This window comes from Gordonia alkanivorans NBRC 16433, assembly GCF_000225505.1.
In the GTDB taxonomy this organism is placed as follows: Bacteria; Actinomycetota; Actinomycetes; order Mycobacteriales; family Mycobacteriaceae; genus Gordonia; species Gordonia alkanivorans.
Map to the genome: position 1 here is coordinate 1 of NZ_BACI01000110.1, position 22,325 is coordinate 22,325.

Annotated in this window: 19 protein-coding genes; 11 read left to right on the forward strand and 8 right to left on the reverse strand. The window is 67.5% G+C overall.

The genetic code is table 11. The annotated features are described in order from the left end of the window. Positions 1-1,070: tyrosine-type recombinase/integrase (locus tag GOALK_RS19755; RefSeq protein ID WP_006360603.1), on the reverse strand; the 1,070-nt coding region annotated here is incomplete at its 3' end. A 546-nt stretch (positions 1,071-1,616) separates the two neighbouring features. Between GOALK_RS19755 and GOALK_RS19760 the strand changes: the two genes are divergently transcribed. The 4 genes from GOALK_RS19760 (at position 1,617) to GOALK_RS19775 (ending at position 4,413) form a co-directional block, all read left to right on the forward strand. Continuing rightward, positions 1,617-2,663 carry a hypothetical protein gene (locus GOALK_RS19760; protein WP_006360605.1) on the forward strand — a complete coding sequence of 349 codons (1,047 nt, stop codon included), beginning with the start codon at positions 1,617-1,619 and terminating at the stop codon, positions 2,661-2,663. Further along, the gene (locus GOALK_RS19765; protein WP_040004372.1) at positions 2,660-3,262 is read left to right on the forward strand and encodes an NUDIX hydrolase; all 603 of its coding nucleotides are present in this window, start codon (positions 2,660-2,662) and stop codon (positions 3,260-3,262) included. The genes GOALK_RS19760 and GOALK_RS19765 overlap by 4 nt, the downstream gene beginning before the upstream one ends. 147 nt (positions 3,263-3,409) lie before the next feature. Then, positions 3,410-3,658, forward strand: coding sequence for a hypothetical protein (locus GOALK_RS19770; protein WP_230461904.1), 249 nt, complete (start codon positions 3,410-3,412; stop codon positions 3,656-3,658). 203 nt (positions 3,659-3,861) lie between these two features. Continuing rightward, on the forward strand, positions 3,862-4,413 hold the full coding sequence (locus tag GOALK_RS19775; protein WP_006360608.1) for a YceI family protein: 552 nt from the start codon (positions 3,862-3,864) through the stop codon (positions 4,411-4,413). Positions 4,414-4,516: 103 nt separating this feature from the next. Here the strand turns inward: GOALK_RS19775 and GOALK_RS19780 are convergent, their stop codons facing one another. Further along, a complete protein-coding gene (locus GOALK_RS19780) occupies positions 4,517-6,358 on the reverse strand; it encodes a hypothetical protein (protein ID WP_006360609.1) in 1,842 nt (613 codons plus the stop codon). Between the two features lie 233 nt (positions 6,359-6,591). Between GOALK_RS19780 and GOALK_RS19785 the strand changes: the two genes are divergently transcribed. Together GOALK_RS19785 and GOALK_RS19790 are read left to right on the forward strand one after the other, a co-directional pair. Further along, a complete protein-coding gene (locus tag GOALK_RS19785) occupies positions 6,592-8,307 on the forward strand; it encodes an adenylate/guanylate cyclase domain-containing protein (protein ID WP_006360610.1) in 1,716 nt (571 codons plus the stop codon). 123 nt (positions 8,308-8,430) lie between these two features. Then, positions 8,431-9,318, forward strand: a complete 888-nt coding sequence (locus GOALK_RS19790) for an oxidoreductase (RefSeq protein WP_006360611.1) — start codon at positions 8,431-8,433, stop codon at positions 9,316-9,318. Between the two features lie 77 nt (positions 9,319-9,395). Here GOALK_RS19790 and GOALK_RS19795 read toward each other — a convergent pair whose 3' ends face one another. Further along, positions 9,396-9,908 (reverse strand): hypothetical protein, encoded by a 513-nt coding sequence (locus GOALK_RS19795; protein WP_006360612.1) that lies wholly within the window; start codon positions 9,906-9,908, stop codon positions 9,396-9,398. 330 nt (positions 9,909-10,238) lie between these two features. Here GOALK_RS19795 and GOALK_RS19800 point away from each other — a divergent pair, with 330 nt between their 5' ends. Continuing rightward, positions 10,239-10,868: an alpha-ketoglutarate-dependent dioxygenase AlkB gene (locus GOALK_RS19800; RefSeq protein WP_006360613.1), complete on the forward strand. Its 630-nt coding sequence runs from the start codon at positions 10,239-10,241 to the stop codon at positions 10,866-10,868. Between the two features lie 57 nt (positions 10,869-10,925). Here the strand turns inward: GOALK_RS19800 and GOALK_RS19805 are convergent, their stop codons facing one another. The 3 genes from GOALK_RS19805 to GOALK_RS19815 are packed head-to-tail and all read right to left on the reverse strand — an operon-like array spanning position 10,926 to position 14,759. Beyond that, a complete protein-coding gene (locus tag GOALK_RS19805; RefSeq protein ID WP_006360614.1) occupies positions 10,926-12,647 on the reverse strand; it encodes a GMC oxidoreductase in 1,722 nt (573 codons plus the stop codon). Then, a complete protein-coding gene (locus GOALK_RS19810; protein WP_006360615.1) occupies positions 12,644-14,185 on the reverse strand; it encodes a flavin-containing monooxygenase in 1,542 nt (513 codons plus the stop codon). The genes GOALK_RS19805 and GOALK_RS19810 overlap by 4 nt, the downstream gene beginning before the upstream one ends. After that, positions 14,178-14,759 carry a TetR/AcrR family transcriptional regulator gene (locus tag GOALK_RS19815; RefSeq protein ID WP_006360616.1) on the reverse strand — a complete coding sequence of 194 codons (582 nt, stop codon included), beginning with the start codon at positions 14,757-14,759 and terminating at the stop codon, positions 14,178-14,180. The genes GOALK_RS19810 and GOALK_RS19815 overlap by 8 nt, the downstream gene beginning before the upstream one ends. Positions 14,760-14,858: 99 nt before the next feature. Between GOALK_RS19815 and GOALK_RS19820 the strand changes: the two genes are divergently transcribed. Next, positions 14,859-15,569 (forward strand): DUF3558 family protein, encoded by a 711-nt coding sequence (locus tag GOALK_RS19820; protein WP_157139174.1) that lies wholly within the window; start codon positions 14,859-14,861, stop codon positions 15,567-15,569. A gap of 51 nt (positions 15,570-15,620) precedes the next feature. Next, complete coding sequence (locus tag GOALK_RS19825) at positions 15,621-16,604, forward strand: LLM class F420-dependent oxidoreductase (protein WP_006360618.1); 984 nt, start codon at positions 15,621-15,623, stop codon at positions 16,602-16,604. A 243-nt stretch (positions 16,605-16,847) separates the two neighbouring features. Here GOALK_RS19825 and GOALK_RS19830 read toward each other — a convergent pair whose 3' ends face one another. Beyond that, positions 16,848-18,014: a pyridoxal phosphate-dependent aminotransferase gene (locus GOALK_RS19830; protein WP_035753159.1), complete on the reverse strand. Its 1,167-nt coding sequence runs from the start codon at positions 18,012-18,014 to the stop codon at positions 16,848-16,850. A gap of 101 nt (positions 18,015-18,115) precedes the next feature. Here GOALK_RS19830 and GOALK_RS19835 point away from each other — a divergent pair, with 101 nt between their 5' ends. Continuing rightward, positions 18,116-18,670 carry a hypothetical protein gene (locus GOALK_RS19835; protein WP_006360620.1) on the forward strand — a complete coding sequence of 185 codons (555 nt, stop codon included), beginning with the start codon at positions 18,116-18,118 and terminating at the stop codon, positions 18,668-18,670. Between the two features lie 130 nt (positions 18,671-18,800). Beyond that, positions 18,801-20,507 carry a serine/threonine-protein kinase gene (locus GOALK_RS19840; RefSeq protein ID WP_006360621.1) on the forward strand — a complete coding sequence of 569 codons (1,707 nt, stop codon included), beginning with the start codon at positions 18,801-18,803 and terminating at the stop codon, positions 20,505-20,507. A 127-nt stretch (positions 20,508-20,634) separates the two neighbouring features. On the opposite strand, the gene GOALK_RS19845 is transcribed toward GOALK_RS19840, so the two are convergent. Continuing rightward, complete coding sequence (locus GOALK_RS19845; RefSeq protein ID WP_338155879.1) at positions 20,635-22,305, reverse strand: DNA repair helicase XPB; 1,671 nt, start codon at positions 22,303-22,305, stop codon at positions 20,635-20,637. Positions 22,306-22,325 lie beyond the last annotated feature (20 nt).

Genomic DNA, 22,325 nt, shown 5'->3' on the forward strand with positions numbered 1-22,325 from the left:
TCGATCCCGGTGGGGCGCGCATCGAGTGCCGCGGCCACTGCGTCGAGCTCCCCGTCGAACAGGTCCGCGTAGGTGTGGGCGGTCACCGTGATCGACGCATGCCCCATCGCCACCTGCAGCAGCCGCAGATCCGCGCCGGCGGCGCGGGCCAGACTCGCATAGGTGTGACGCAGATCGTGCACCCGCAGCGTCGGATAGCCCAGCGCGGTGACCTGCTCCCGCCACCGCACCGCGCGCACCCAGTTCTCCCGGCTCAGCCGCGCCCCTTTGGGTGAGGTGACCGCGGGCGCGGTGCGGGCCCGGCCCTCGACGCGGGCCGCCAGCACCGCGACCAGCGACCGGGGGAGCGGCACCGTGCGAATCCCGGCCCGGCTCTTGGGTTTTCCGGTCATCAGCGTGCCGCCGACCTGGGTCATCGAGCGGCGGACCGAGATCCGCCGGCGCGCCAGGTCCACGTCGGCGACGTTCAGTCCGGTCAGCTCACCCCAGCGCAGCCCCGTGTAGGCGAGGATGCGCACGATGTCGCCCTGCGGGCCGCAGCGTCTGGCCAGCTCGTCGACCTCGGCGTGGGTGAGGTAGAGGTGCTCGGCCAGATCCAGCGGCGGGAACACCGTGCGCTCGGCCGGGTTCTTCAGCAGCAGACCGTCGGCGACGGCGTGGGCCAGGATCATCCGCAGCAGCGAGTGCCGCCAGCGTTTGGTCCGCGGCGAGCAGTCCATCGCGTTCACCCACGTCTGGATGGACTCGCGGTCGACCTTGGTCACCGGCCACGCCCCGAACTCCGGTTGCACGTGCAGCCGCCAGTTGTCCTCGAAGCCGCGCCGGGATTTGGGCGTCACATCCTGGCGGGTGGCCAGCCACGACGCATAGACCGACGCGACGGTGACCGCGTCGCCGCGCCGCGGGTCGAACACCACGCCCCGGGTGCGCGCGGTGATCGCCTCGGCCTCGAAGGCCCGGGCCTCGCGCAGCGTGCCGAACACCTTGCTGCGGCTGCGCCCGTCGGGCAGCCGCCAGGTCACCCGCCAGCGCGGTGCGCCCGCGGCCGTCCGGTACTTGGTGACGCTCATCGGGGCCGGCTGGGGGTCAGGTCTGCGGGGATGGGGATCCCTCCTTACCCGTCGTGGGTGGGCGGTCTGTCCACACTGAGACGCATGCGGAGGGCGCGCGGTTCCCGCCGGGGGAGTCCCCCGGAGAACTGCGGTGCGTGCTGTGGTTGCCGACCACCCGCGCCGCCGTGCGCGGTCGGCGGACGAGATCGGCACGCCCACAGCGGATTCGCGGCCGTCGCCGGTGACGCCCGAGTCGATCCGGTCGGCCGAATCGTCGGGTCGGGCACGTGGTATCGGACGACGAGGCGCTTCCTGACTCGGTCGTGACTGCCTCTGGGGACACCGGTGTCGGTGTCCGGGGCATCGGCAGCCCGGCCGGCGGGCGCGACCCCGACCCGGACCTGTTCGAGGCCTGAGAGATCGACGACCCGCACCACGACGAGCCCCCGAGAGAGTCGGCTCATCGCGGTGCGGTGTCGTCTGTTTCGTGCCGCTCGCGGTGATTGCCGCGGTAGAGGGTCGTCGACCCGTAATACTCTCCCCATGAGAAATCGCGCCACCTCGGTGATCGTCCGGAGCACCTACGGGACCGCGGCCGTCGAGTGGTTCCTCATCATCGCGATCGCCACGATCCTCATCACCCGGCTGTACCTGCAACTGACCGGCTACCCCCAGGTCGGTGGCGGCACCCTCCACATCGCCCACGCCCTGTGGGGCGGTGCGCTGATGATGCTGGCGCTCGTCACCGGCTGGCTGTTCCTGGGAGCCACCGCGCGGGTGACTGCCGTTGTGTTGGGCGGCATCGGTTTCGGTCTGTTCCTCGACGAGGTGGGCAAGTTCGTCACCCGCGACAACGACTACTTCTACGGGCCGTCCGCCGAGATCATGTACGTGCTCGTCGTGGTGGTGTTGCTGATCAGCCGCATCGTGCGGGACTTCACCCCGCCGACCGGCGCCGAAGCGCTCGCCAACGCGGCGTCGATCGCCGCCGACGGCGTGGCGCACGGGCTGCCGGACCGTCGACGACGACAGGCCGAGGACTTCCTCGTCGCCGCCGGTGATGACGGCTTCGATGCCCGCACCATCGCGAATGTGCGGGCCCTGCTGGAATCGAGCAAGGACACCCCCGACCGGCTGATGATCCTGCGGGACCGGGCCGTGCGCCTCATCCCGGACTTCCTGCGCAGCCCGCGCTGGGTGCCGATCGTGGGATGGTTCCTCGTGGTGGCCTCGGCCGCCGGTGTCGTCGTCGGAGCACTCAGCTTCGTGTTCACCAAGGACCGTTTCGACGACCTCGACATCTACATCGAGCTCGCCGACAACCGCATCGCCACCTGGATCCTGTTCCTGAGCGCGATCGCGACGCTGGCACTGGCGTTGCCCGCCATGCTCGCCCGCCGGCGGGGGACCGCCGGGCTGTGGCCGCTGCGGACACTGCGCATCGCGTCGCTGGTGTTCCTTCTCAGCAACGCTCTCGTCGACTTCGCGATGGAAGGTTTCGGCGCCCTGCTGAACCTCGCGATCGGGCTGTTCGCGCTGAGCGTGGTCAGCTACCACCTCGGCCAGGCCGTCACGGCGTCGAACGGCAGACATGATCAACTGAGGGTGTGACTCACCTTGAGCGGGCAGTGGCGGCCGAACGCGTCGAACGGTTCGAGCACCGGACGGTCGACGTTCCCGGAGCGGCGGCCGCGGCCGTCGTGCTGGCGGTGGCGGAGAAGGACGGACGACAGGGCATCTGGTTGTGCAAACGACCACCCACCATGCGACGCCACGCGGCGCAATTCGCCCTTCCCGGTGGTCGGCTCGATCCGGGCGAGGACCACATCACCGCGGGGCTGCGGGAGCTCGACGAAGAGCTCGGTGTGCAACTGTCTCCCCGTTCGGTGCTGGGGACGCTCGACGACTATCCGACCCGGTCGGGCTTCGTGATCACCCCGATCGTCTGCTGGGCGGAGGACTTTCAGGAACCGACCCCGAATCCGGCCGAGGTGTCGCAGCTGTTCTTCGTGACCTTCGAGGAGCTGGCGGTGGCGCCGCGGTTCCTGACGATCCCGCAGTCGGAACGTCCGGTGATCCAGCTGCCCATCGTCGACTCGCTGGTGCATGCGCCGACAGCGGCGGTGATCTACCAGTTCGCCGAGGTCGTACTGCGGGATCGCCACACCCGGGTCGACGAGTTCGAGCAGCCCGTCTTCGCCTGGAAATAGGCACGATTCGGGTCGTTTGACCGACCTGTACGATCGTCCCATCTAAACTTCGATGTTCTCAGATATGCTCTGCGACATGGATTTCCATCGAACAAATGACACTGATTTGTCTGGCAGGTCACTCGCCGGTTGGGCATGATTACCGGTGTGAACAATGCCAATTCGTCGGAGTCGGCGGCGGATTCGTCGGCCGGAGGTCGCTCACCTCATCGGGCTGCGGCCCCGGCGTCGACGCCGCGGCAGCCGGCGATCGAACCGGCTGCGATCGTGTACCGCTACGAGTACAACGATCCTTACGCGCCGATGTCCACGCGCAAGCAGGTGTTGCTGGGCTGCGCGATCTCGCTCGTCGTGATCGCCTTCGTGGTGGCCGCGCTCATCATCGGGCGAGGCTGACCGAAAGGCCGGTCCCGGTGAACTCCACAGGTCGGTGGGGTGGGGTCCTCCACTGAGGGCCCATCGGGGTCTGTGGTGCGGATCACACGGGAAAGTCTGTTCCGGGGAATGAATCCGGACCGCGGTCCGTTTACAGTATCGATGGGTCGCGAAGACCCACGAGAATCCGAGACCACCTCGACCTCGTCTGGAAGGACGCAATCATGACCGCAGCCACCACCGTCAAGGCACCGATCCCCGCCGGCACCTGGACCATCGACACCGTTCACTCGGCCGTCGGCTTCTCCGTCAAGCACCTCATGGTCAGCAAGGTGCGCGGCACCTTCGACAACTTCTCCGGCACCATCACAGTCACCGAGGACGGCACCCCCGCCGTGCAGGCCGAGATCGACGTGACCTCCATCAACACCAAGAACGAGCAGCGCGACGGCCACATCAAGTCGGCCGACTTCTTCGACGCCGAGCAGTTCCCCAAGGCCACCTTCGTCTCCACCGGCGTCCGCCAGAACGGTGACGACTACGTCCTCGACGGCGACTTCACCCTCAAGGGCGTCACCAAGCCGGTCAGCCTCGAGCTCGAGTACAACGGCACCAGCCCGGGCATGGGCCAGGGCGCGGTCGCCGGATTCGACGCGAAGACCGTCATCAACCGCAAGGACTTCGGCATCGACATCGAGATGCCGCTCGAGGGTGGCGGCGTCGTCGTCGGCGACAAGATCACCATCACGCTCGAGATCGAGGCTCTGCAGGCCTGATCTCCCGCATACCCTCCGACCGGACTCGACACCCCAGAGTCCGGACGGTTCACCGACCGGCACCTGCGCATCCCCCGCGTGGGTGCCGGTCTGGTGTGCGCTCCTAGACGTAGCGCTGGCCGTTCCAGCGAAGGATCTTGGTGGTGACAGTGCCGCCGGCGCAGTCCGGTTCGCAGTTGTTGTCGAAGGTCTTTATCGCATAGCGGCCGTCGCTACCAGGACCCACGACCTCGGCGAAGTAGTAGGCGTGCGTTGTGCTCTGGTACGCCAACCCGCCCTTCTCCCAACCGATGTCTGCATACCCGGTGGCAGTGGGGACAAGCGTGATCACGCCGTCGTACCGGCCCGGGTTGTACGTGATGAAAACGTTCTCGGTCGTATCCGTGGCGGGGTCGGCGAAGTCGAGTGCGTTGCCGTACACCGAAACGGTCTGCACGAGAAGCCGTTTGCCCTTGGAGTCCACCGCGACGATGCACCCCTCTCCGGCAAGACTGTTCTCCCCGCGCCGCAACCCGATGGTGACCGTGCCCAGCGAAGGGTGATCGACTGTGCGACGATCGTCGATGCGGCCGCACGCGGCGTTCAGCGAATACTCCGGATCGATCTTCTTGAACAGGCTGATCTCCCATGCCCCGGCACCGAGGTTGACGCTCGCTACCGCATCGGCGACGACGAGTCCGGTGGTCACCGTGTTGAGCAGCGGCAGGTAGCGAGCGTAGGTTCGGCCCACCTTCTCGGCGATCTTGCGGTTCTGCATTTGTTCGAACGCCTGCTCCGACAGATGTCCGGCGATCTCCCCGACCACATCGGGCGCCTTCTGCGCCAAGCACATGCCGACCGCTGTCATGCTGGTCGCCGCGGCCCTGACCTGCGAGTCCGACATTCCGGCGAGGCCCGAGTCCACCGCTTGGCCGAAACAGGCGGCCATGAAGCCGAGTTCCATCGCGCTCAGGGTCAACGGGTCGTCGACCAGGTCTCCGAGCTGAGTCCAGAGGACGCCGTAGAGGACCGTGGACACGGTCGCGGTTGCGGTGATCTTCGATATCACAGGTAGTGAACTCGCGGTGAAACCGATGTCGACGCCGCCGCCGGGTGGCAGAACCCACGTCCTGGACCGAACGCTCGTCGGAACTCCCAGCATCGAGATGGTGGCGCTCTCGATCTCCGCAGCCACATTCGTCGGCTGACCGGAGAACACATCGAGGTGCGCCCACCGCGGAGTCACCGGAGCGGTGACGATCATGGCGATCCCGCGGTTGTTACGGATCTTCACCACCGCGATGTTCTTGTCCGCAGGATCAGCGCCTGTGCAGACGCGCATCGGCGCTTCCTTGCTGTCGAGGAACACCGCTTCGTCCAACCATCCGGGTCGTGGCTGCGTCGGGCATTGTGGTGCGCCGCCCCGCAATCCCAGCGTCGACGTCACGAAATGATTGGCCTCCACCGCCAACCACTCCCAGGTGCTCAGATGCGGCACCTGGGCGGTGGCGACCCGGCGGTCGCCATCGATCGCAGCAGCGATCGGGGTGGCGGGAGCTGCCGAACCCGGCGCATCGGCCTCCTTCCCGACGAGATACAGGTCGGTGCCCTCCGGCAGCGGTTCGTCCAACTCGTACCGGAAGGTCAGCGGGGCCACCGGCTGCCCCGACGACAGCGTCAGATCCGCGCCCGCGACGGGGGTCACCGACTTGCCGGCAGCAGTCGACTGTTCGGCCGGCCGGACGGTGAACGACGAACCCGGCGTTGCTGCGCCCGGGGGGATCGAGATGGCCCAGTTGTCGGAGACCGCGACCTCGGTCGTGGTGTCGGGCGCGACATCGACGGTCTGTTCCGTCACCGGCCCGGACTCGAGACGTGGTGAGGTGTCGTCGTCGGGCGATGAGAACAGCGAACACGCCGACACCGACAAGGCGACTGCGATGAGGACGACGGCGAACCGACGCATGTGGGCGCTCCTTCCGATCCGGACGAGCTATTGAAACATCGGCCCAGCTCAGAGGCGGTGTGGAAACGGAGTTGTGGGGCGGAATTCGCTCGATCGGACCACGCGCCGGTCGTGTTCTTCCGACGCCGCTCCTGATGCAGAGAGCGGTGCCGCCGGTACAGGGACTTTCGACGTGTCCTCGGTAACAACCGGTTCGGTAGTCTGCGGGTATCGCCTTCAGGCAGGAGAGGCCCATGGGACGCAGGCGTCGCACCCGCCGTGTCGTGCCGTGGATGCGATTGAGACGCCGCACCGCCGGGATGCTGTGGGGCCTGCCCACGGTGCCGAGCCCGAGGGCGTGGGCGCGAGTCGGCCCGGACATGCGGAACCGGATCGCCCGCCACGCGACCGTCACGGCGATGACCGCTGTCGTCGCCAGCAACGCGCTGGTCGGTGTCGAGACCTTCCTGCTCGTGCAGCTCGCGTTCAACGGCGGCCAGCTCACCTTCGCCGAGACCCTCGGCGCCCCCAACTTCCCGGCCGTCGTCGGCGCGATCGTCACCGGCATCCTGGTGAATCTGCTACTCGGCCTGCTCGTCTTCCGGCCCCAGCTGGACTGGTTCGTCAGCTGCCGACCCGCCGACCATGCCCGACGACGTGCCGTGCAACGCCTGCCCGCCTTCGAGCTCCTCGTCACCGTGGGCGCCTGGTGCAGCGCGGCGTTGTTCTACGTCTTCGTCGCCGACGACCTGAGCGTCGCGACCGTCGCCGGTGTCGCGGTGGCGTTCACGCTGGCCGGTCTGTCGAGCGCGTGTCTGACCTATCTGTTCGTCGAACGCGCCGCCCGCCCGCTGGCGATCGTGGTCCTCGAGGACTTCCCGGCCAACCACGTGATGAACGGCGTCCGCATCCGCCTGCTCGCGGTGTGGGCGGTGAGTTCGGCGGTGCCGATGATCGGCTTGCTGACCGTGAACGCCGGTCGTTTCACCGGGATGCTGCCCGACGTCTACGGCGCGGTCGACTGGACCACCGTGATCCTCACCGTCGTCGGACTCGCCGCCGGCGCACGCGTGATCGTCCTGGTCGGGCAGGCCATCACCGATCCGCTGACCGAGATGCGTCGTGCCGTCCACCGCGTCGACCACGGCGACTTCAACGCCCGCGTCCCCGTCTATGACTCGTCGGAACTCGGTGTGCTGCAACACGGTTTCAACGTGATGGTGCAAGGACTCGCCGAACGTGACCGCATGCGCGAGATCTTCGCCCGGCACGTCGGCGACACCGTCGCCGACCTCGCCCTCTCCGACGGCGTCGGCATGCACGGCACCAACACCGAGGTGGGTGTGCTGTTCGTCGACATCGTCGGCTCCACGCGACTGTCCCAGGACCGGAGTCCCGACGACGTCGCCGAACTCCTCAACGCGTTCTTCAGCATCGTCTTCGACGTCGTCGACCAGCATTCCGGCTTCGTCAACAAGTTCGAGGGCGACGCCGCGCTGGCCGTCTTCGGGGCGCCCGTCGAACTCGACGACCCGGCCGGACACGCGCTCGCCGCCGCCCGCGACCTCGCCGACCGGCTCGCCAAGAGCCTCGACATCCGGTGGGGGATCGGCGTCTCCTTCGGTGAGGTCTTCGCCGGCAACATCGGCGCCGAACGGCGCTATGAGTACACCGTCATCGGCGATCCGGTCAACGAATGCGCCCGACTGTCCGACATGGCCAAGACCGGTCGCGTCCCCGCCCTCGCCAGCGGCGCCGCGATCGACTCCGCCGGCGCCGAGGCCGACGAATGGGAACTCCTCGGCAGCCGCATCATGCGCGGCCGGTCGGCCCCGACCGAGTTCTACGCCCCGTCCGACCTCGTCGAACGGCTCGGGTCGTCGCGCAACCTGATCGCCGAACTGCTACGCCCGGCCCGACGCATCGTCGGCGCCGGTCCGCTGCGGCTCACGACGTTCTTCGGCGGCTGAGGACCGCGCCACCGAAGTCGGCTGCCCGAGACGAATCGTTGACGCCGTCCGGGGTCGTCAATAGCGTGGGCCGCAGGGTCGCGGCGAGGACGCCGGACCGACACACCATCCCTGGGGGCTGCGATGAACGGTTGGACGTCAGCGAACATTCCGGATCAGACGGGTCGCACCTTCGTGGTGACCGGCGCGAACAGCGGCCTCGGTGCCGAGACGGCGAAAGCGCTCGTCGGTGCCGGCGCCAACGTCATCCTGGCGTGCCGCAACACCGCCAAGGCCGACGCCGTGGCGTCGAAACTGGGGCCCAACGCGACCGTTGCCCAACTCGACCTCGCGGATCTCGCGTCGGTTCGCTCGTTCGCGTCGAGTTTCACCGGCGCCGACGTCCTCATCAACAACGCCGGACTGATGGCCGTACCGCTGCGACGCACCGCCGACGGCTTCGAGATGCAGATCGGCACCAACCATCTCGGCCACTTCGCGCTCACCGCGTTGCTGCTGCCGAAGATCACCGACCGCGTCGTCACCGTGTCGTCGGGCGTGCACCAGATCGGGAACATCGCGCTCGACGACCTCAACTGGGAGAAGCGCCGCTATCGCCGCTGGCAGGCCTACGGGGACTCCAAGATGGCCAACCTCATGTTCGGCCTCGAACTCGCCAAGCGGTTGGCGGAGGCCGGGTCGTCGAAGGAGTCGTTCATCGCCCATCCCGGTTACGCCGCAACGGAATTGCAGGGTCGGAGCGAGAACTTCATGGATGTCCTGGCGAAGCTGTCGAACAAGCTGCCCATCGCGCAGTCGGCTGCCGACGGGGCGCTGCCGCAGCTGTACGCCGCGACGATGTCGGGTCTGCCGTCCGGCACCTACTACGGACCGACGAAATTCTTCGGGCTGCACGGCGCGCCCGGACGGAACAAGTACAAGAAGGCGGCCGACGACGCCGACTTCCGTGCGGCGCTCTGGGCGGAGTCGGAGAAGCTGACCGGGGAGAAGTTCGACGTGTCAGGGAGCTGACCGCCTGACGACGAAAGTGCGGGATGAGTGCCGGAAACCGGCATCCATCCCGCACTTCGTGTCTGCGGTTCGCGTGACTACTGGACCGAGAACGCGATGCTGTTCGACGCGCCGGAGACCAGGTCGGTGACGCGGATGGTGAAGTTGCCGCCGCCCTTGAAGAAGTAGGACTTCACCGCGGTGCAGTCCTGCGTCTTGTACAGCGCGGCTTCCTTGGGCACCTTCGGTCCGGCGAGGCGGACCTCCATGCGGCACTCGTTGCCGTCGACGATGGGGCCGGCGTCGATGATGGAGTTCCAGCGCACGCCGAGCCGCGAGTTCTTGCCGAAGGTTCCCGGAGTGATCTCCCGGGCGCCCTTCGGGTTGTAGACCCAGACGTTGATGGACTTCACGCCGTTGCGTGCGCCCGCGCGGCCGAGCTTGCCGTAGTGGGTGACCTTGTCGCCCGACGACCCGAACGCGGAACTTCCGGAGTCGAGGCTGCCGCTGGCGCTACCGAAAAGATCGCCGACCGGATCGGCGGTCGCCGGCGCGATCGGGATCAGCATGGCGGCGGCAGCAAACAGACCGGCGATACCGGTGCGCTTCATCGAGTTCCCCCTTGTAACGATTTATAACGAATTGATTAAAGCATCGACCCGGCGACCGTGCTGTGGGCCACCTCACATCGCGGCCCTTTCGTGGTGAGCCGAATGTGCGCTTCGTCACTGCCGCGTCGGGCCAGGGGCTGCTTGAGCTGCGTCGACGATGGTCCGAGCATTACTCGAAAATGTGAGGGACGCCTCGTGCGCGGACGGGGGTCCCGTAGGTCCTTACCCGCTCTCTCGATCCGTTTCCGCTCACGTTCGAAGGGTGGGCGCGAACGGCACGGACATGCCGTCCGTCGAACAGGCGTTCGATCCGGGTGTACGGTGGGGTGTATGTCCATCGGCATCCAGGGATCGTTGTTCGCCGAGATGGCCGCGGAGCCGGCGCTGTCGGACCTGTCGACCTCGACGACGCGGCGTCCGCTCACCGACGGCGCGTGGGTGGACCTGTGCCCAGGCTGGATCAGCGGGCCGGACGAACTCTTCGATCGGCTTCGACGCGACGTCCCGTGGCGGGCCGAGCGGCGTCAGATGTACGACCGCGTCGTCGACGTCCCGCGGCTCGTGTCGATCTACCAGAAGGACGACCCGTTTCCGGATGCGCTGATCACCAAGATGCGGTCATCGCTGTCGCGGCATTACCGCGAGGAGTTGCCCGAAGGATTCGCGACCGCCGGGATCAGCCTCTACCGCGACGGCAACGATTCAGTGGCATGGCACGGGGACCGCATCGGGCGGGCGTCGACGCACGACACGATGGTCGCGATCATCTCCCTCGGCGCCCCGCGACCGCTGATGCTGCGGCCGCGGGGCGGCGGGAAGTCGTTGAAGTTCACGCTGTCGACCGGTGACCTGCTGGTCATGGGTGGCAGCTGCCAACGCACCTGGGAACACGCGGTTCCCAAGGTGCGCGGCGTCGGCGCCCGGATCAGCATCCAGCTGCGGCCGCCGGGGGTGTGGTGACTCACTGGGCTTTGTAGAAGTTGTGGACGTCATACGCCCACAACTTCTACGAGAACCTCAGCCGGCGTTGGAGATCGGCGTGATCGGCAATCTCAGCGCGGCGGGTGCGTATTCGGGCACTGTCGGGTGGACCGGTGGCACCGGGGCGATCGGCTGGTACGACGCACCGAGCTCCGGACGGGGATCGGCCTCACCGGCATTCGGCCACATCGCGAGTGCGCGTTCGGCCTGAGCGGTGATCGTCAGTGACGGGTTCACGCCCAGGTTCGCCGACACCGTCGAACCGTCGACGATGTGCAGGCCGGGGTGGTTGAACACGCGGTGATACGGGTCGACGACGCCGTCGGCGGCGGACCGGCCGATCGAGCAACCGCCCAGGAAGTGCGCGGTCATCGGGATGTTCAGCCAGTCGACGATGGAACCCCCGGCGTCGCCGTCGATCTCGTCGGCCATCTTGCGGACGGCGTCGTGGCCGACCGGGATCCAGGTCGGCGGGGGATCGCCGGCACCCTGCCTACTGCGCAGCATCGGACCGAAACGGCCACGGCGGGAGAACAATTCGAGGGAGTTGTCGGCGGTCTGCATCACCAGGGCGATGATCGTCCGTTCCGACCAGCGTCGAACCGAGAGACCGCGCAGCGTGACCAGCGGGTGCTTGATCATCTCGACCAGAGCCGCCAGGGGTCGGGGCAAGCGGCCGTCACCGTCGATGAGCATCGCCTGCAGCAGCCCGATCAGGTTGCTGCCCTTGCCGTATCGCACCGGCTCGATATGGGTGTGCTCGTTCGGGTGGAACGACGAGGTGATCGCCACCCCCTCGGTGTAGTCGACCTTCAGGTCGGTGGCCGTCGCGGCCAGGACGGCCTCGGAGTTGGTGCGGACCACCTTGCCCAGGCGTGACGAGAGACCGGGCAGGTTGCCGCTCTGCTGCATGTCCAGCAGCAACTTGTTGGTGCCGTAGGTGCCGGCGGCGAACACCACGTGGTCGGCGGTGAACGAGCGGCGGCCACGACGTGACCAGCGTCGACCGGTCCGATGCGCGCCGACGGTGTACCCGCCCTCGGCGCGCGGACGGACGGTGTCGACGGTCGTCAGCGGGATGACGGTGGCACCGGCCTGTTCGGCGAGATACAGATAGTTCTTGACCAGGGTGTTCTTCGCGCCGACCGGGCAGCCGGTCATGCAGGCGCCGCAGTCGGTGCAACCCGTGCGGGCGGGTCCGGCACCGCCGAAGAACGGGTCCTCGACGGTCTTGCCGGGCTCGCCGAAGAAGACGCCGACGGGGGTGTGGACGAAGGTGTCGCCGGCGCCCATGTCCTCGGCGACCTTGCGCATCACGCGGTCGGCGGGCGTGACCTTGGGATAGGTGGTCACGCCGAGCATGCGCGATGCCTGGTCGTAGTAGGGGTCGAGTTCGGCGGCCCAGTCGGTGATCTTGCCCCAGTGCGGGTCGTCGAAGAATGCGGGGAGCGGTCGGTAGAGCGTGTTCGCGTAGTTCAGCGACCCGCCGCCGACACCCGCGCCGGCCATGACCAGCACGTCGCGCAGCAGGTGCATGCGCTGCACACCGAACATGCCCAGCGCCGGCGCCCACACGTAATCCTTGAGGCGCCAACTGGTCTTGGGCAGGTCGGCGTCGGCGAAACGACGGCCCGACTCGACGACCGCGACTCGGTATCCCTTCTCGGTCAACCGGAGGGCGGCCACCGAGCCACCGAAACCGGAACCGATGACGATGGCGTCGTAGTGGTCGGCGTCAGCGCGCGCGGTCCTGGTCACTGGGCGAGGGTCCTTTCGGGATCGGTGTCGGTGGCGGTGGTCTCGACGGTGTCGGCGACGGCCGGGATGGCGTCGTCGAAGCGGTGGTCGGCGGCTTCGAAGGACGCCATCTGGCGGCGGAAGTCGCTGGTGAACTTGGGCCACATCACCGAGTTGCGGCCGGTGGAGTCGAGGTACCAGCTCGAGCAGCCGCCCGAATTCCACACGGTGCGTTCCAGTTCGGGGTCGAGGTCGGCGTTGTAGGCGTCCTGGGCGGCCTGGGTGACCTCGAACGTCGAGTGTCCGGAGCCGATGACCTCGGCGATCGTCTTCGACATGTAGTACGCCTGCGGCTCGAGCATCAGCACGATCGAGCTGTGGCCCAGGTTGGTGTTGGGGCCGTACAGGAAGAACAGATTCGGGAAGCCGTGGACCTCGACACCGCGGTAGGCGCGCGGCGATCCCTGCCAGGCCTCGGACAGGGTACGTCCGTCGCGACCGGTGACGGCCTTCGCGATGGGCGGCTGGGTGGGGGTGAACCCGGTGGCGAAGACGACGGTGTTGACCTCGTGCTCACGACCCTGATCGTCGACGGCGCCGTTCGCGGTGAGGCGGGTGATGGCGCCGGTCACGGTGGCGTTGTCGCGCTGCAGGGCGGGGAACCACTTGTTGGTCAACAGCATCCGCTTGCAGCCGATCGTGTACTCGGGGGTGAGACGCTTGCGCAGGGCGCGGTCGCGGACCTGGACCCGCAGCTGCGCCAGGGCAAGGGTTTTCGCGATCGGCAGCAGCTTGGGGTTGCGTGCCATCATCAGCACGTAGGCCTCGCGGTAGGCCCACACCATCTTGCGGACCAGGCGGTGGACGCCGGGGACGCGCTTGTAGAGGGCGCGTTCCATCGGGCCGATGTTGCGGTCGAGGCGTGGCACCACCCAGGCGGGGGTGCGCTGGAAGACGGTGAGATGTTCGACGGTGTCGACGATCTCGGGCACGATCTGGATCGCCGACGCCCCGGTGCCGACGATGGCGACTTTGCGTCCGCGCAGGTCGTGGGTGTGATCCCACTTGGCGGAGTGGAACATCGTGCCGGTGAACTCGTCGGCACCCGGAACCTCGGGCAGGCCCGGCTCGGACAGTGCGCCCGGCGCGGCGACGAGAAAGCGGGTCCGGATCTGACCCTGCGTCGTGTCGACGACCCACTCCTGCGCGGCACCGTCCCAACAGGCGGCGGTCAGGGCGCAGTTGTAGCGGATCTGATCGTCGTAATCGGCTGCGACCGAACGCAGGTAGTTGTGGATCTCGTGGCGTCGACCGTAGGTGTGCGACCAGTCCGGGTTCGGGGCGAAGGACAGCGAGTAGAGCGAGGTCGGGACGTCGCAGGCCGCACCCGGGTAGTCGTTCTCGCGCCAGACCCCGCCAGCGCCCTCGGCGCGCTCGATCGCGAGGGTCGTCAGGCCGGGATGGTCCTTGCGCAGCCGGTGAAGTGCGGCGAGGCCGCCGAATCCGACGCCGACGACGAGAACGTCGATGTGTTCGGGCAGCGAACTGATGTCAGCCACGGTTCAACAGGTCCTTCCAGATGGGCAGAAGTCGGTCGAGGTATTCGCGGTCGGCGTCGGGGGATCGCAGGATGCGCGACACCGCGAGGCCGCGTGCGAGTTCGATGGAGAGTTCGAGTTCGGCCGGGGTGTAGCGGTCGCCGAACAGTTCGGCGCAACCCACGGCCAGGGCGTCGGACACCCGCTGTTCGAGCGGGATCAGCGCGGTGCGCAGCTCGACGTCGCAGCGTGCGGCCACCCAGAGTTCGAGTGCGGCGTCGAACAGCGGTCCGCTGAACGACTCGATCAGGACCTCGAGTCCCTCGTCGCCGGTGCGCGGGCGAGACAGGACTTCTTCGAGGCGGCGGTCGACGAGGTGCCCGACGGCCGCGACGACGAGGGATTCCCGGGTGGGGAAGTGGTGCAGCAGCGCGCCGCGGGAGACACCCGCACGCCGGTTGACCTCCTGGGTGGTGGTGGCCGCATAGCCGACCTCGACCAGTGCTTCGACCGCGGCGTCGAGGACCCGGGTGCGGGTCGCCGCGGTGCGCTCGGCCTGGGTACGCCGTCGCGGGGTGCTGGTGGGCTCGGTCACAGTGGCGAGCGTAACACACAAACAGTCCGGACTGCTTGTAAATGAGGCTTGGGATTGCAGAGCGACCGGGCGCGCTCTGTCGAGTAGCCTCTGGAACTCGTGAGATGCCGTCGGGTCGTAGGGGTCAACCGCGGAGTCGGTGTCGGGCGCCGGTTCTGGAAGCTGGCATTGATCCCGGTGGTCGCCGTCCTCGGCGTGACGATGGTGGCCTGTGATGTCGAGGGCGTACCGAGTGCGCAACCCGAGGCCGTCGCCTCGGTCTCCTCGTCCGCGGCAACCGAGCCGATCCGTCAGACCGATGATGCCGGGAAGCGGCTGCCTTTCGACACCGAGTTCCCTGATCGGTGGAGTCGCAACAATGACGGAACCACCTATGAACCGTGCACTGCCGTGGACTATGCGCAGGTGAGGGCCTTCGGATTGGACCCAGCGACAGTCGAGGATGTCGCGGCATCCAACCACCAAACCGCGAGGGGCTGCCAATGGGACCTCCTCGAAGGAGATGAGATTCTTCGTCCGTCGCTGAGTCAGTTCGTCGGGAATCTCACGGGTATGGGCGTCGACAACCTGAAGGACTACAAGCAGCTGCAATCCACCGAGTACAACGAGTGGCTCGACGATGTCGTGATCTCGGGTAGGACGGTGGTGGTAAGTGTCGAGCGCGGCTCGTGTGACGCGTTTGTTCAGTCCGGTTCTGCGGTCGTCGTCACGACCATGCGCGATCTACTTCGCGACGGCCCGGGGGTGAATCTGCTGTGCGAGAAAGCGCTCGGATTCGTGCGACTCACCATCGACAAGATGCCGCCGTAGTCGTTCTGTCCGTCCCTTCGGACGGGTCGGTGTCGGAGTAAGTTCGACCTCATGCGATTCGGACTCTTCATTCCCCAGGGCTGGCGGCTTGATCTCGTGGGCATCGACCCGGCGAACCAGTGGGAGGTGATGTCGTCGGTGGCGAACCGTGCTGAATCCGCCGGCTGGGACTCGGTCTGGGTCTACGACCACTTCCACACCGTCCCGCTGCCGACCGACGAGGCCACGCATGAGGCGTGGACGCTCGTTTCCGCGCTGGCCGCGACCACGAGTCGCGTCGACATCGGACAGATGTGCACCGCGATGAGCTACCGCAACCCGATGTACCTGGCGAAGGTCGCCGCCACCGCGGACCTGATCTCCGGTGGACGCGTGCAGATGGGCATCGGCGGCGGCTGGCACGAACACGAATGGCGCGCCTACGGATATGGATTCCCTTCGGCCGGTGAGCGTCTCGCCCGGCTCGACGAGGGCGTGCAGATCATGAAGCAGGCGTGGGAAACCGGCCGCGCCACCCTCGACGGCAAGCACTACACCGTCAACGACGCGATCTGTCAGCCGCAACCGACCGCCGGGAAGCTGCCGCTGTGGATCGCCGGCGGTGGTGAGAAGAAGACGCTGCGGATCGCGGCGCAGTATGCCGATTACACCAACTTCGACGGCACTCCCGAAGGATTCGCCCACAAATCGTCGGTGCTGCAACAGCATTGCGCCGACCTCGGACGCGACTTCGACGCGATCGTCCGCTCGGCGAACTACAACGTCATACTCGGTGAGACCGATGCCGACGTCGAGCGTAAGCTCGCCGACCTCGAGGCGGGGATGGCGAAGATCGTCGGGCCGGAAGCGGCGTCGGGCAGCATGGGCGCGTTTCGCGGGATGCCTGCGGTCGGGACCCCGGAGCAGGTCGCGGACAACCTTCGTGGGCTCAGGGCAGCCGGTATGACCTACGGGATCTTCTACTTCCCGAACATCGCCCACGACCGCGAGGACCTCGAGTTGTTCGAGGAGCACGTGGTGCCCGCGTTGCGGTGAGCTGGGACGTCCGGAGCCCCGACTGCCGAACCTCAACTCGACCGGCAGACGTCGATCGAAGTCTGCGGGTCGGGTTGACGTCGACCGGTGGTTGGGTGGGCGACGGTGTCTCACCGGCGCTTCGAGGCTCGTCGCTTGCGCTCCTCGCACCTCAGGGAGCGGGGGCCGTGTCGCTCCCTTTCGATACGCTCGCAAGCTCGCTACTCAAGGAGCAGTGGGGGCTCTCTACCAGAGGAGCAGGCTTCACAGCTTGCGCAACCGCTCCGCGGCGTCGGCGATGACGTCGTCGCGTTTGGCGAAGGCGAAGCGGACGAGGTGGTGCCAGGGCTCGCGGTCGTCGGCGAACACGCTGACCGGGACCGCGGCGACGCCGATCCGTTCCGGTAGGGACCGACAGAACTCGATGCCGTTGTCGACACCGAGGGGGCGTGGGTCGGCGCAAACGAAATACGTTGCCTCGCTGCGATGGACGTCGAAACCGGCGTCGAGGAGGGCGGCGGTGATCATGTCGCGCTTGCTCTGCAGCGCGGCGGCCGACGCCCGGACCCAACCGAGTTCGTTGTCGAGGGCGTGCGCAACGGCCGGCTGGAACGGCCCGGACCCGACGTAGGACATGTACTGCTTGGCCGTTTTCGTCGCGGCGATCAGCTCGGGTGGTCCGCTGATCCAGCCGACCTTCCAGCCGGTGCAGTTGAAAGTCTTGGCGGCGCTCGAGATCCGGAGCGTCCGCTCCTTCATTCCGGGCAGTGTCGCGATCGGCGTGTGGATGCGGCCGTCGAACACCAGGTGTTCGTACACCTCGTCGGCCACCACGATCACGTCGAATTCGATGCAGAGTCGCGCGATCTCGGCGAGATCGTCGTCGGAGAGCACGGTCCCGGTCGGGTTGTGCGGTGTATTCAGCATGAACACCGCGCTTTTCGGTCCGAAGGCATCCGCGAGGCGTTCGCGGTCCAGGCGGAAACCGTCGCCGTCGGGGATGAGTGGCACGACGCGTCGAACACCTACGGCCATTGCCGCGGTCGCCGCGTAGGCGTCGTAGTAGGGCTCGATCATGATGACCTCGTCGCCCGGTTCGATGAGCCCGACGACGGCGCCGGCAATCGCCTCGGTGGCCCCGACGGTGATCAGCACCTCGCGGTCGGGGTCGTAGTCGAGGCCGTACTGCTCGCGCTGATGGCGCGCGACCGCATGCCGCAGCTCCGGGACGCCGATCCCGGGCGGATACTGGTTGTGGCCGTCGGTGATGGCGCGGCGGGCGGCCTCGAGCATCGACTCCGGCCCGTCGGTGTCGGGGAAGCCCTGCCCCAGATTGATGGCGCCGTGCTCGACGGCGAGGGCCGACATCTCGGCGAAGATCGTGGTCATGAACGGCCGCAAGCGGGTTGCGGTCCTGCTCTCGAATGACATGCGTCCAGGGTGGCACATCGGCCGGGGCGCAGAATCGGGACTCGATCCGACCTGCCCGATTTCCGCGCTTTGCAACGTCGCTGCAGCGTACGATCCCTCGCATGGCAGCGCCGGTAGTGGGTCACCAGCATGGTCGTGCGGGACGTACCGTCATCGCGATCGTGGCGTGTGCCGCGCTGTTCCTCGTGGGCGCGTGTTCCTCGGTCGACCGCGTGACCAACAACGTCTCCAAGCCCACGGATGTGGCGATCGGGCAATGTGTGCAGGTCAGATCGACCGATGGAGACAAGTCGAACGTCGAGGCGACGAAGGCGGAGTGTGACGCCGACGGGATGACCTTCATCGCGTCGCAGGTCGTGCCCGGCGAGTGCGGCGAGTTCGAGAACTACCTGACCTTCCCGGACACCTCCGATCGCCTCTGTTTGATGCCGAACTTCGTGGAGGGCCAGTGCTACGAGATCCCGCAGTCGGCAGGTGGCTCGCTGGTCGACTTCAAGGAGGTCGACTGCAACGCCGATGCCGGCTCGGAAGCGGTGATCTATCGCGTCGAGACGGACGGCGACGGCTCCCTCGAATGCGCCGAAGGCCAGGTCAAGGCCACCTATGACAAGCCCGAACCGCGCGTGTTCTGCCTGGCGTCGCTCTCGGGTGCCTGACGCCGTCGCCGTCTGAAGCCGGCGGCCCGGGGTGGTGGGCGTTGCGTGACGTCGGGACGCATTGTGGTCGCCGCGCACGATCTGGCGGTGCAGACTGAGCGAACCTGCCCGAGGAGGATGAGGAGGGGCGATGCCGCGGAATCCCGGCGAGCACTTCGCCGGTTACACGATCATCCGACTCATCGGTCGAGGCGGTATGGGCGAGATCTACTTGGCCCGGCACCCGCATCTGCCGCGCAACGAGGCGCTGAAGGTCCTTCCCGCAGAACTCAGCCGCGACCCGATGTACCGGCAGCGCTTCGTCAAAGAGGCCGAACATGCGTCGAGCGTCGTGCATCCGTCGATCGTCACGATCTTCAACTCCGGTGAGTACGACGGTCATCTGTGGATCGCGATGGAGTTCATCGACGGTATCGACGCCCTCAAACTGCTGCGGAAGACCCCGCAGGGCCTCGATCCCCAGATCGTGATCGCCATCGTCCGGTCCGTCGGCGCCGCCCTCGACCGTGCCCACGCGACCGGTCTGCTGCACCGCGACGTCAAACCCGCCAACATCCTGCTGCAGGGCCTCGACGGTCCGGAACCGCGAGTGTTGCTCGCGGACTTCGGGATCGCCAAGTCCGAGCAGGACGTCAGCCACCTGACGTCGACGAACGTCTTCCTCGGCACCGTGGCTTACGCGGCGCCGGAGCAACTACTGGGCGACGCGGTCGACGCCCGCGCCGACCAGTACGCGCTCGCCGCCACCGTCTTCGAACTCCTCACCGGCCGGCCGCCGTTCCAGGGCGCGAGCACGGCGTCGATCATCGCCCACCACCTGCAGTCGATGCCCCCGCGACTGTCGAGCCTGCGTCCCGGGATCTCACCCGCCGCCGACGCGGTGTTCAGTCGCGCGCTGGCCAAGGAGCCCGAGCGTCGCTACCCGTCGTGCCGGGAGTTCGGCGTCGCACTCGAAAATGCACTGACCACCCGCGAACCGGCGCCACCACCGCCGGGCGCCCCCTATCGGCAGCCGGGCATTCAGCAGCCACCCCAACCCGCGCGCCCATCGCACCCGCCGTATGCGGGGCAGCCGTCGTACGCCGCCTCTCCACCGGGGACGCAGGGCACTCCGCCCGGGCAACCACCGCCGGGCACGTATCCCGGCGGCTACCAGGGCTATTCGTCCCAACCCGGCTACCCGCCGCCGCCCGAGAAGAAGGGGTCGGGGGTGCTGATCGCGCTCGGTGCGCTGGCGCTGGTCCTCGTGCTCGCGATCGTCGCCGGCGTCGTCTACGTGGCGACCAAGGTGTCGTCCGCACCGGAAGCCGCCGGGACGTCGACGACCGCTTCGGCGCCGGTGGTGACCACCGCGACCACTCCGAGCCAGAGCCCCGCGGCGCGCACCACCGACACGACGCCGCTGTCGGTCACGGGTCCCGACGACGTTCAGGTCGGCGAGTGCGTCACCATCGCCATGCAGGCCGGGTCGTCGGCGACGGTGCTGGCATCGGAGGTGGACTGCGACTCGTCGGGCATGAACTTCTACACCGCGTCGATCATCGCCACCGCGACTCCCTGTGCCAGCGAACAGAATTCGACGCTGACCTTCCCGAACAGCACCCGGAAGCTGTGCCTCACCCCGAACTTCTACGAAGGACTCTGCTACCTGATCCCGAATGAGGACGGATCGCTGGCCGATTATCGCGAGGTCCCGTGCACGAGTGCACCCGCGTTGCGGACGGTGCTCGCGCAGGTGACCAGGCGAGGCGCGTCGACCGTCACCTGCGCTGCCGGCGAGGCCCGCTGGACGTTCTTCCAGCCCGAGTCGATCGGGTACTGCTTGATGGAGGTGTGAGGGGCCACCGAAAAGCGCCCCCAGGATCCGCCCTGCGCAGGCGACCCGGCGACACCATGTCACCGGCCCGCCTGTGCAGGGTGGTTCCCAGGGGCGTGTTTCAGCAGGTCAGGGAGGGGGAACCCCGCTAGTCCGCCGGGGTGGTGTCCCCGATGGTCGGGCCGAGGAGGTCGTCGGCGTCGGTGATGCGGTAGGCGTAGCCCTGTTCGGCGAGGAAGCGCTGCCGGTGGGCGGCGTAGTCGGCGTCGAGGGTGTCGCGAGAGACCACCGAGTAGAAGTGTGCTTGTCCGCCATCGTGTTTCGGTCGCAGCAGGCGACCGAGACGCTGGGCCTCCTCTTGGCGCGAGCCGAACGTGCCCGACACCTGGACGGCAACGGACGCCTCGGGCAGGTCGATGGAGAAGTTGGCGACCTTCGACACGACGAGGGTCTGCAACTCGCCGGAACGGAAGCGGTCGAACAGGATCTCGCGCTCCTTGTTCTTCGTCGACCCCTGGATGACCGGGCAGTCGAGTTCGCGGCCGAGCTCTTCGAGCTGGTCGATGTAGGCGCCGATGACCAGCGTCTGCTGACCCTTGTGCTTGTTCAGGATCGCCTTCACGACGTTGACCTTGGTGTGCGCGGTGGAGCAGAGCTTGTACTTCTCCTCCGGCTCGGCGACCGCGTACTGCAGACGCTCCTCGTCGGTGAGGGTCACGCGCACCTCGATGCACTCGGCCGGTGCGATCCAGCCCTGCGCTTCGATGTCCTTCCACGGGGCGTCGTAGCGCTTGGGGCCGATGAGGGAGAAGACGTCACCCTCGCGGCCGTCCTCACGAACGAGCGTTGCGGTGAGGCCGAGGCGTCGGCGCGACTGCAGGTCGGCGGTCATCCGGAAGACCGGTGCGGGCAACAGGTGCACCTCGTCGTAGATGATCAGACCCCAGTCGCGGGAGTCGAAGAGGTCGAGATTCCGATACTCGCCCTTCGACTTTCGCGTCATCACCTGATAGGTCGCGATGGTGACCGGACGGATCTCCTTGCGCTCGCCGGAGTACTCGCCGATCTCCTCCTCGGTCAGCGTGGTCCGCGCGATGAGCTCGCGCTTCCACTGCCGGCCGGCGACGGTGTTGGTCACCAGGATGAGGGTGGTGGCACCGGCCTTGGCCATCGCGGCCGCGCCGACCATCGTCTTACCCGCACCACACGGCAGCACGACGACACCGGAGCCGCCGGCCCAGAACGAGTCGGCCGCCATCTCCTGGTAGTCGCGCAGGTGCCAGTCGTCCTGGTCCAGTTCGATGTGGTGCGCCTCGCCGTCGACGTACCCGGCGAGGTCCTCGGCCGGCCAGCCGACCTTCAGCAGGACCTGTTTGAGGCGTCCGCGCTCGGACGGATGCACGATGACCGTGTCGTCGTCGATCTGCGCGCCGAGCATCGGCGCGACCTTCTTGTGCCGCATGACCTCGAGCAGCACGGCACGGTCGAGGCTGACGAGGGTCAGTCCGTGCGCGGGATGCTTGACCAGCTGCAGCCGGCCGAAGCGTCCCATCGTGTCGACGACGTCCATCAGCAGCGGCTGCGGGACGGCGTAGCGCGAGAAGGTGACCAGCGCGTCGACGACCTGTTCGGCGTCGTGACCGGCGGCGCGGGCGTTCCACAGCGCGAGCGGGGTGACCCGGTAGGTGTGGACGTGCTCGGGGGCACGTTCGAGTTCGGCGAAAGGTGCGATCGCCTGACGAGCCGCCTGCGCATCGGGGTGGTCGACCTCGAGCAGCAGGGTCTTGTCGGATTGCACGATCAGGGGTCCATCGGTCACCCGCTCCATTGTCCAGATAG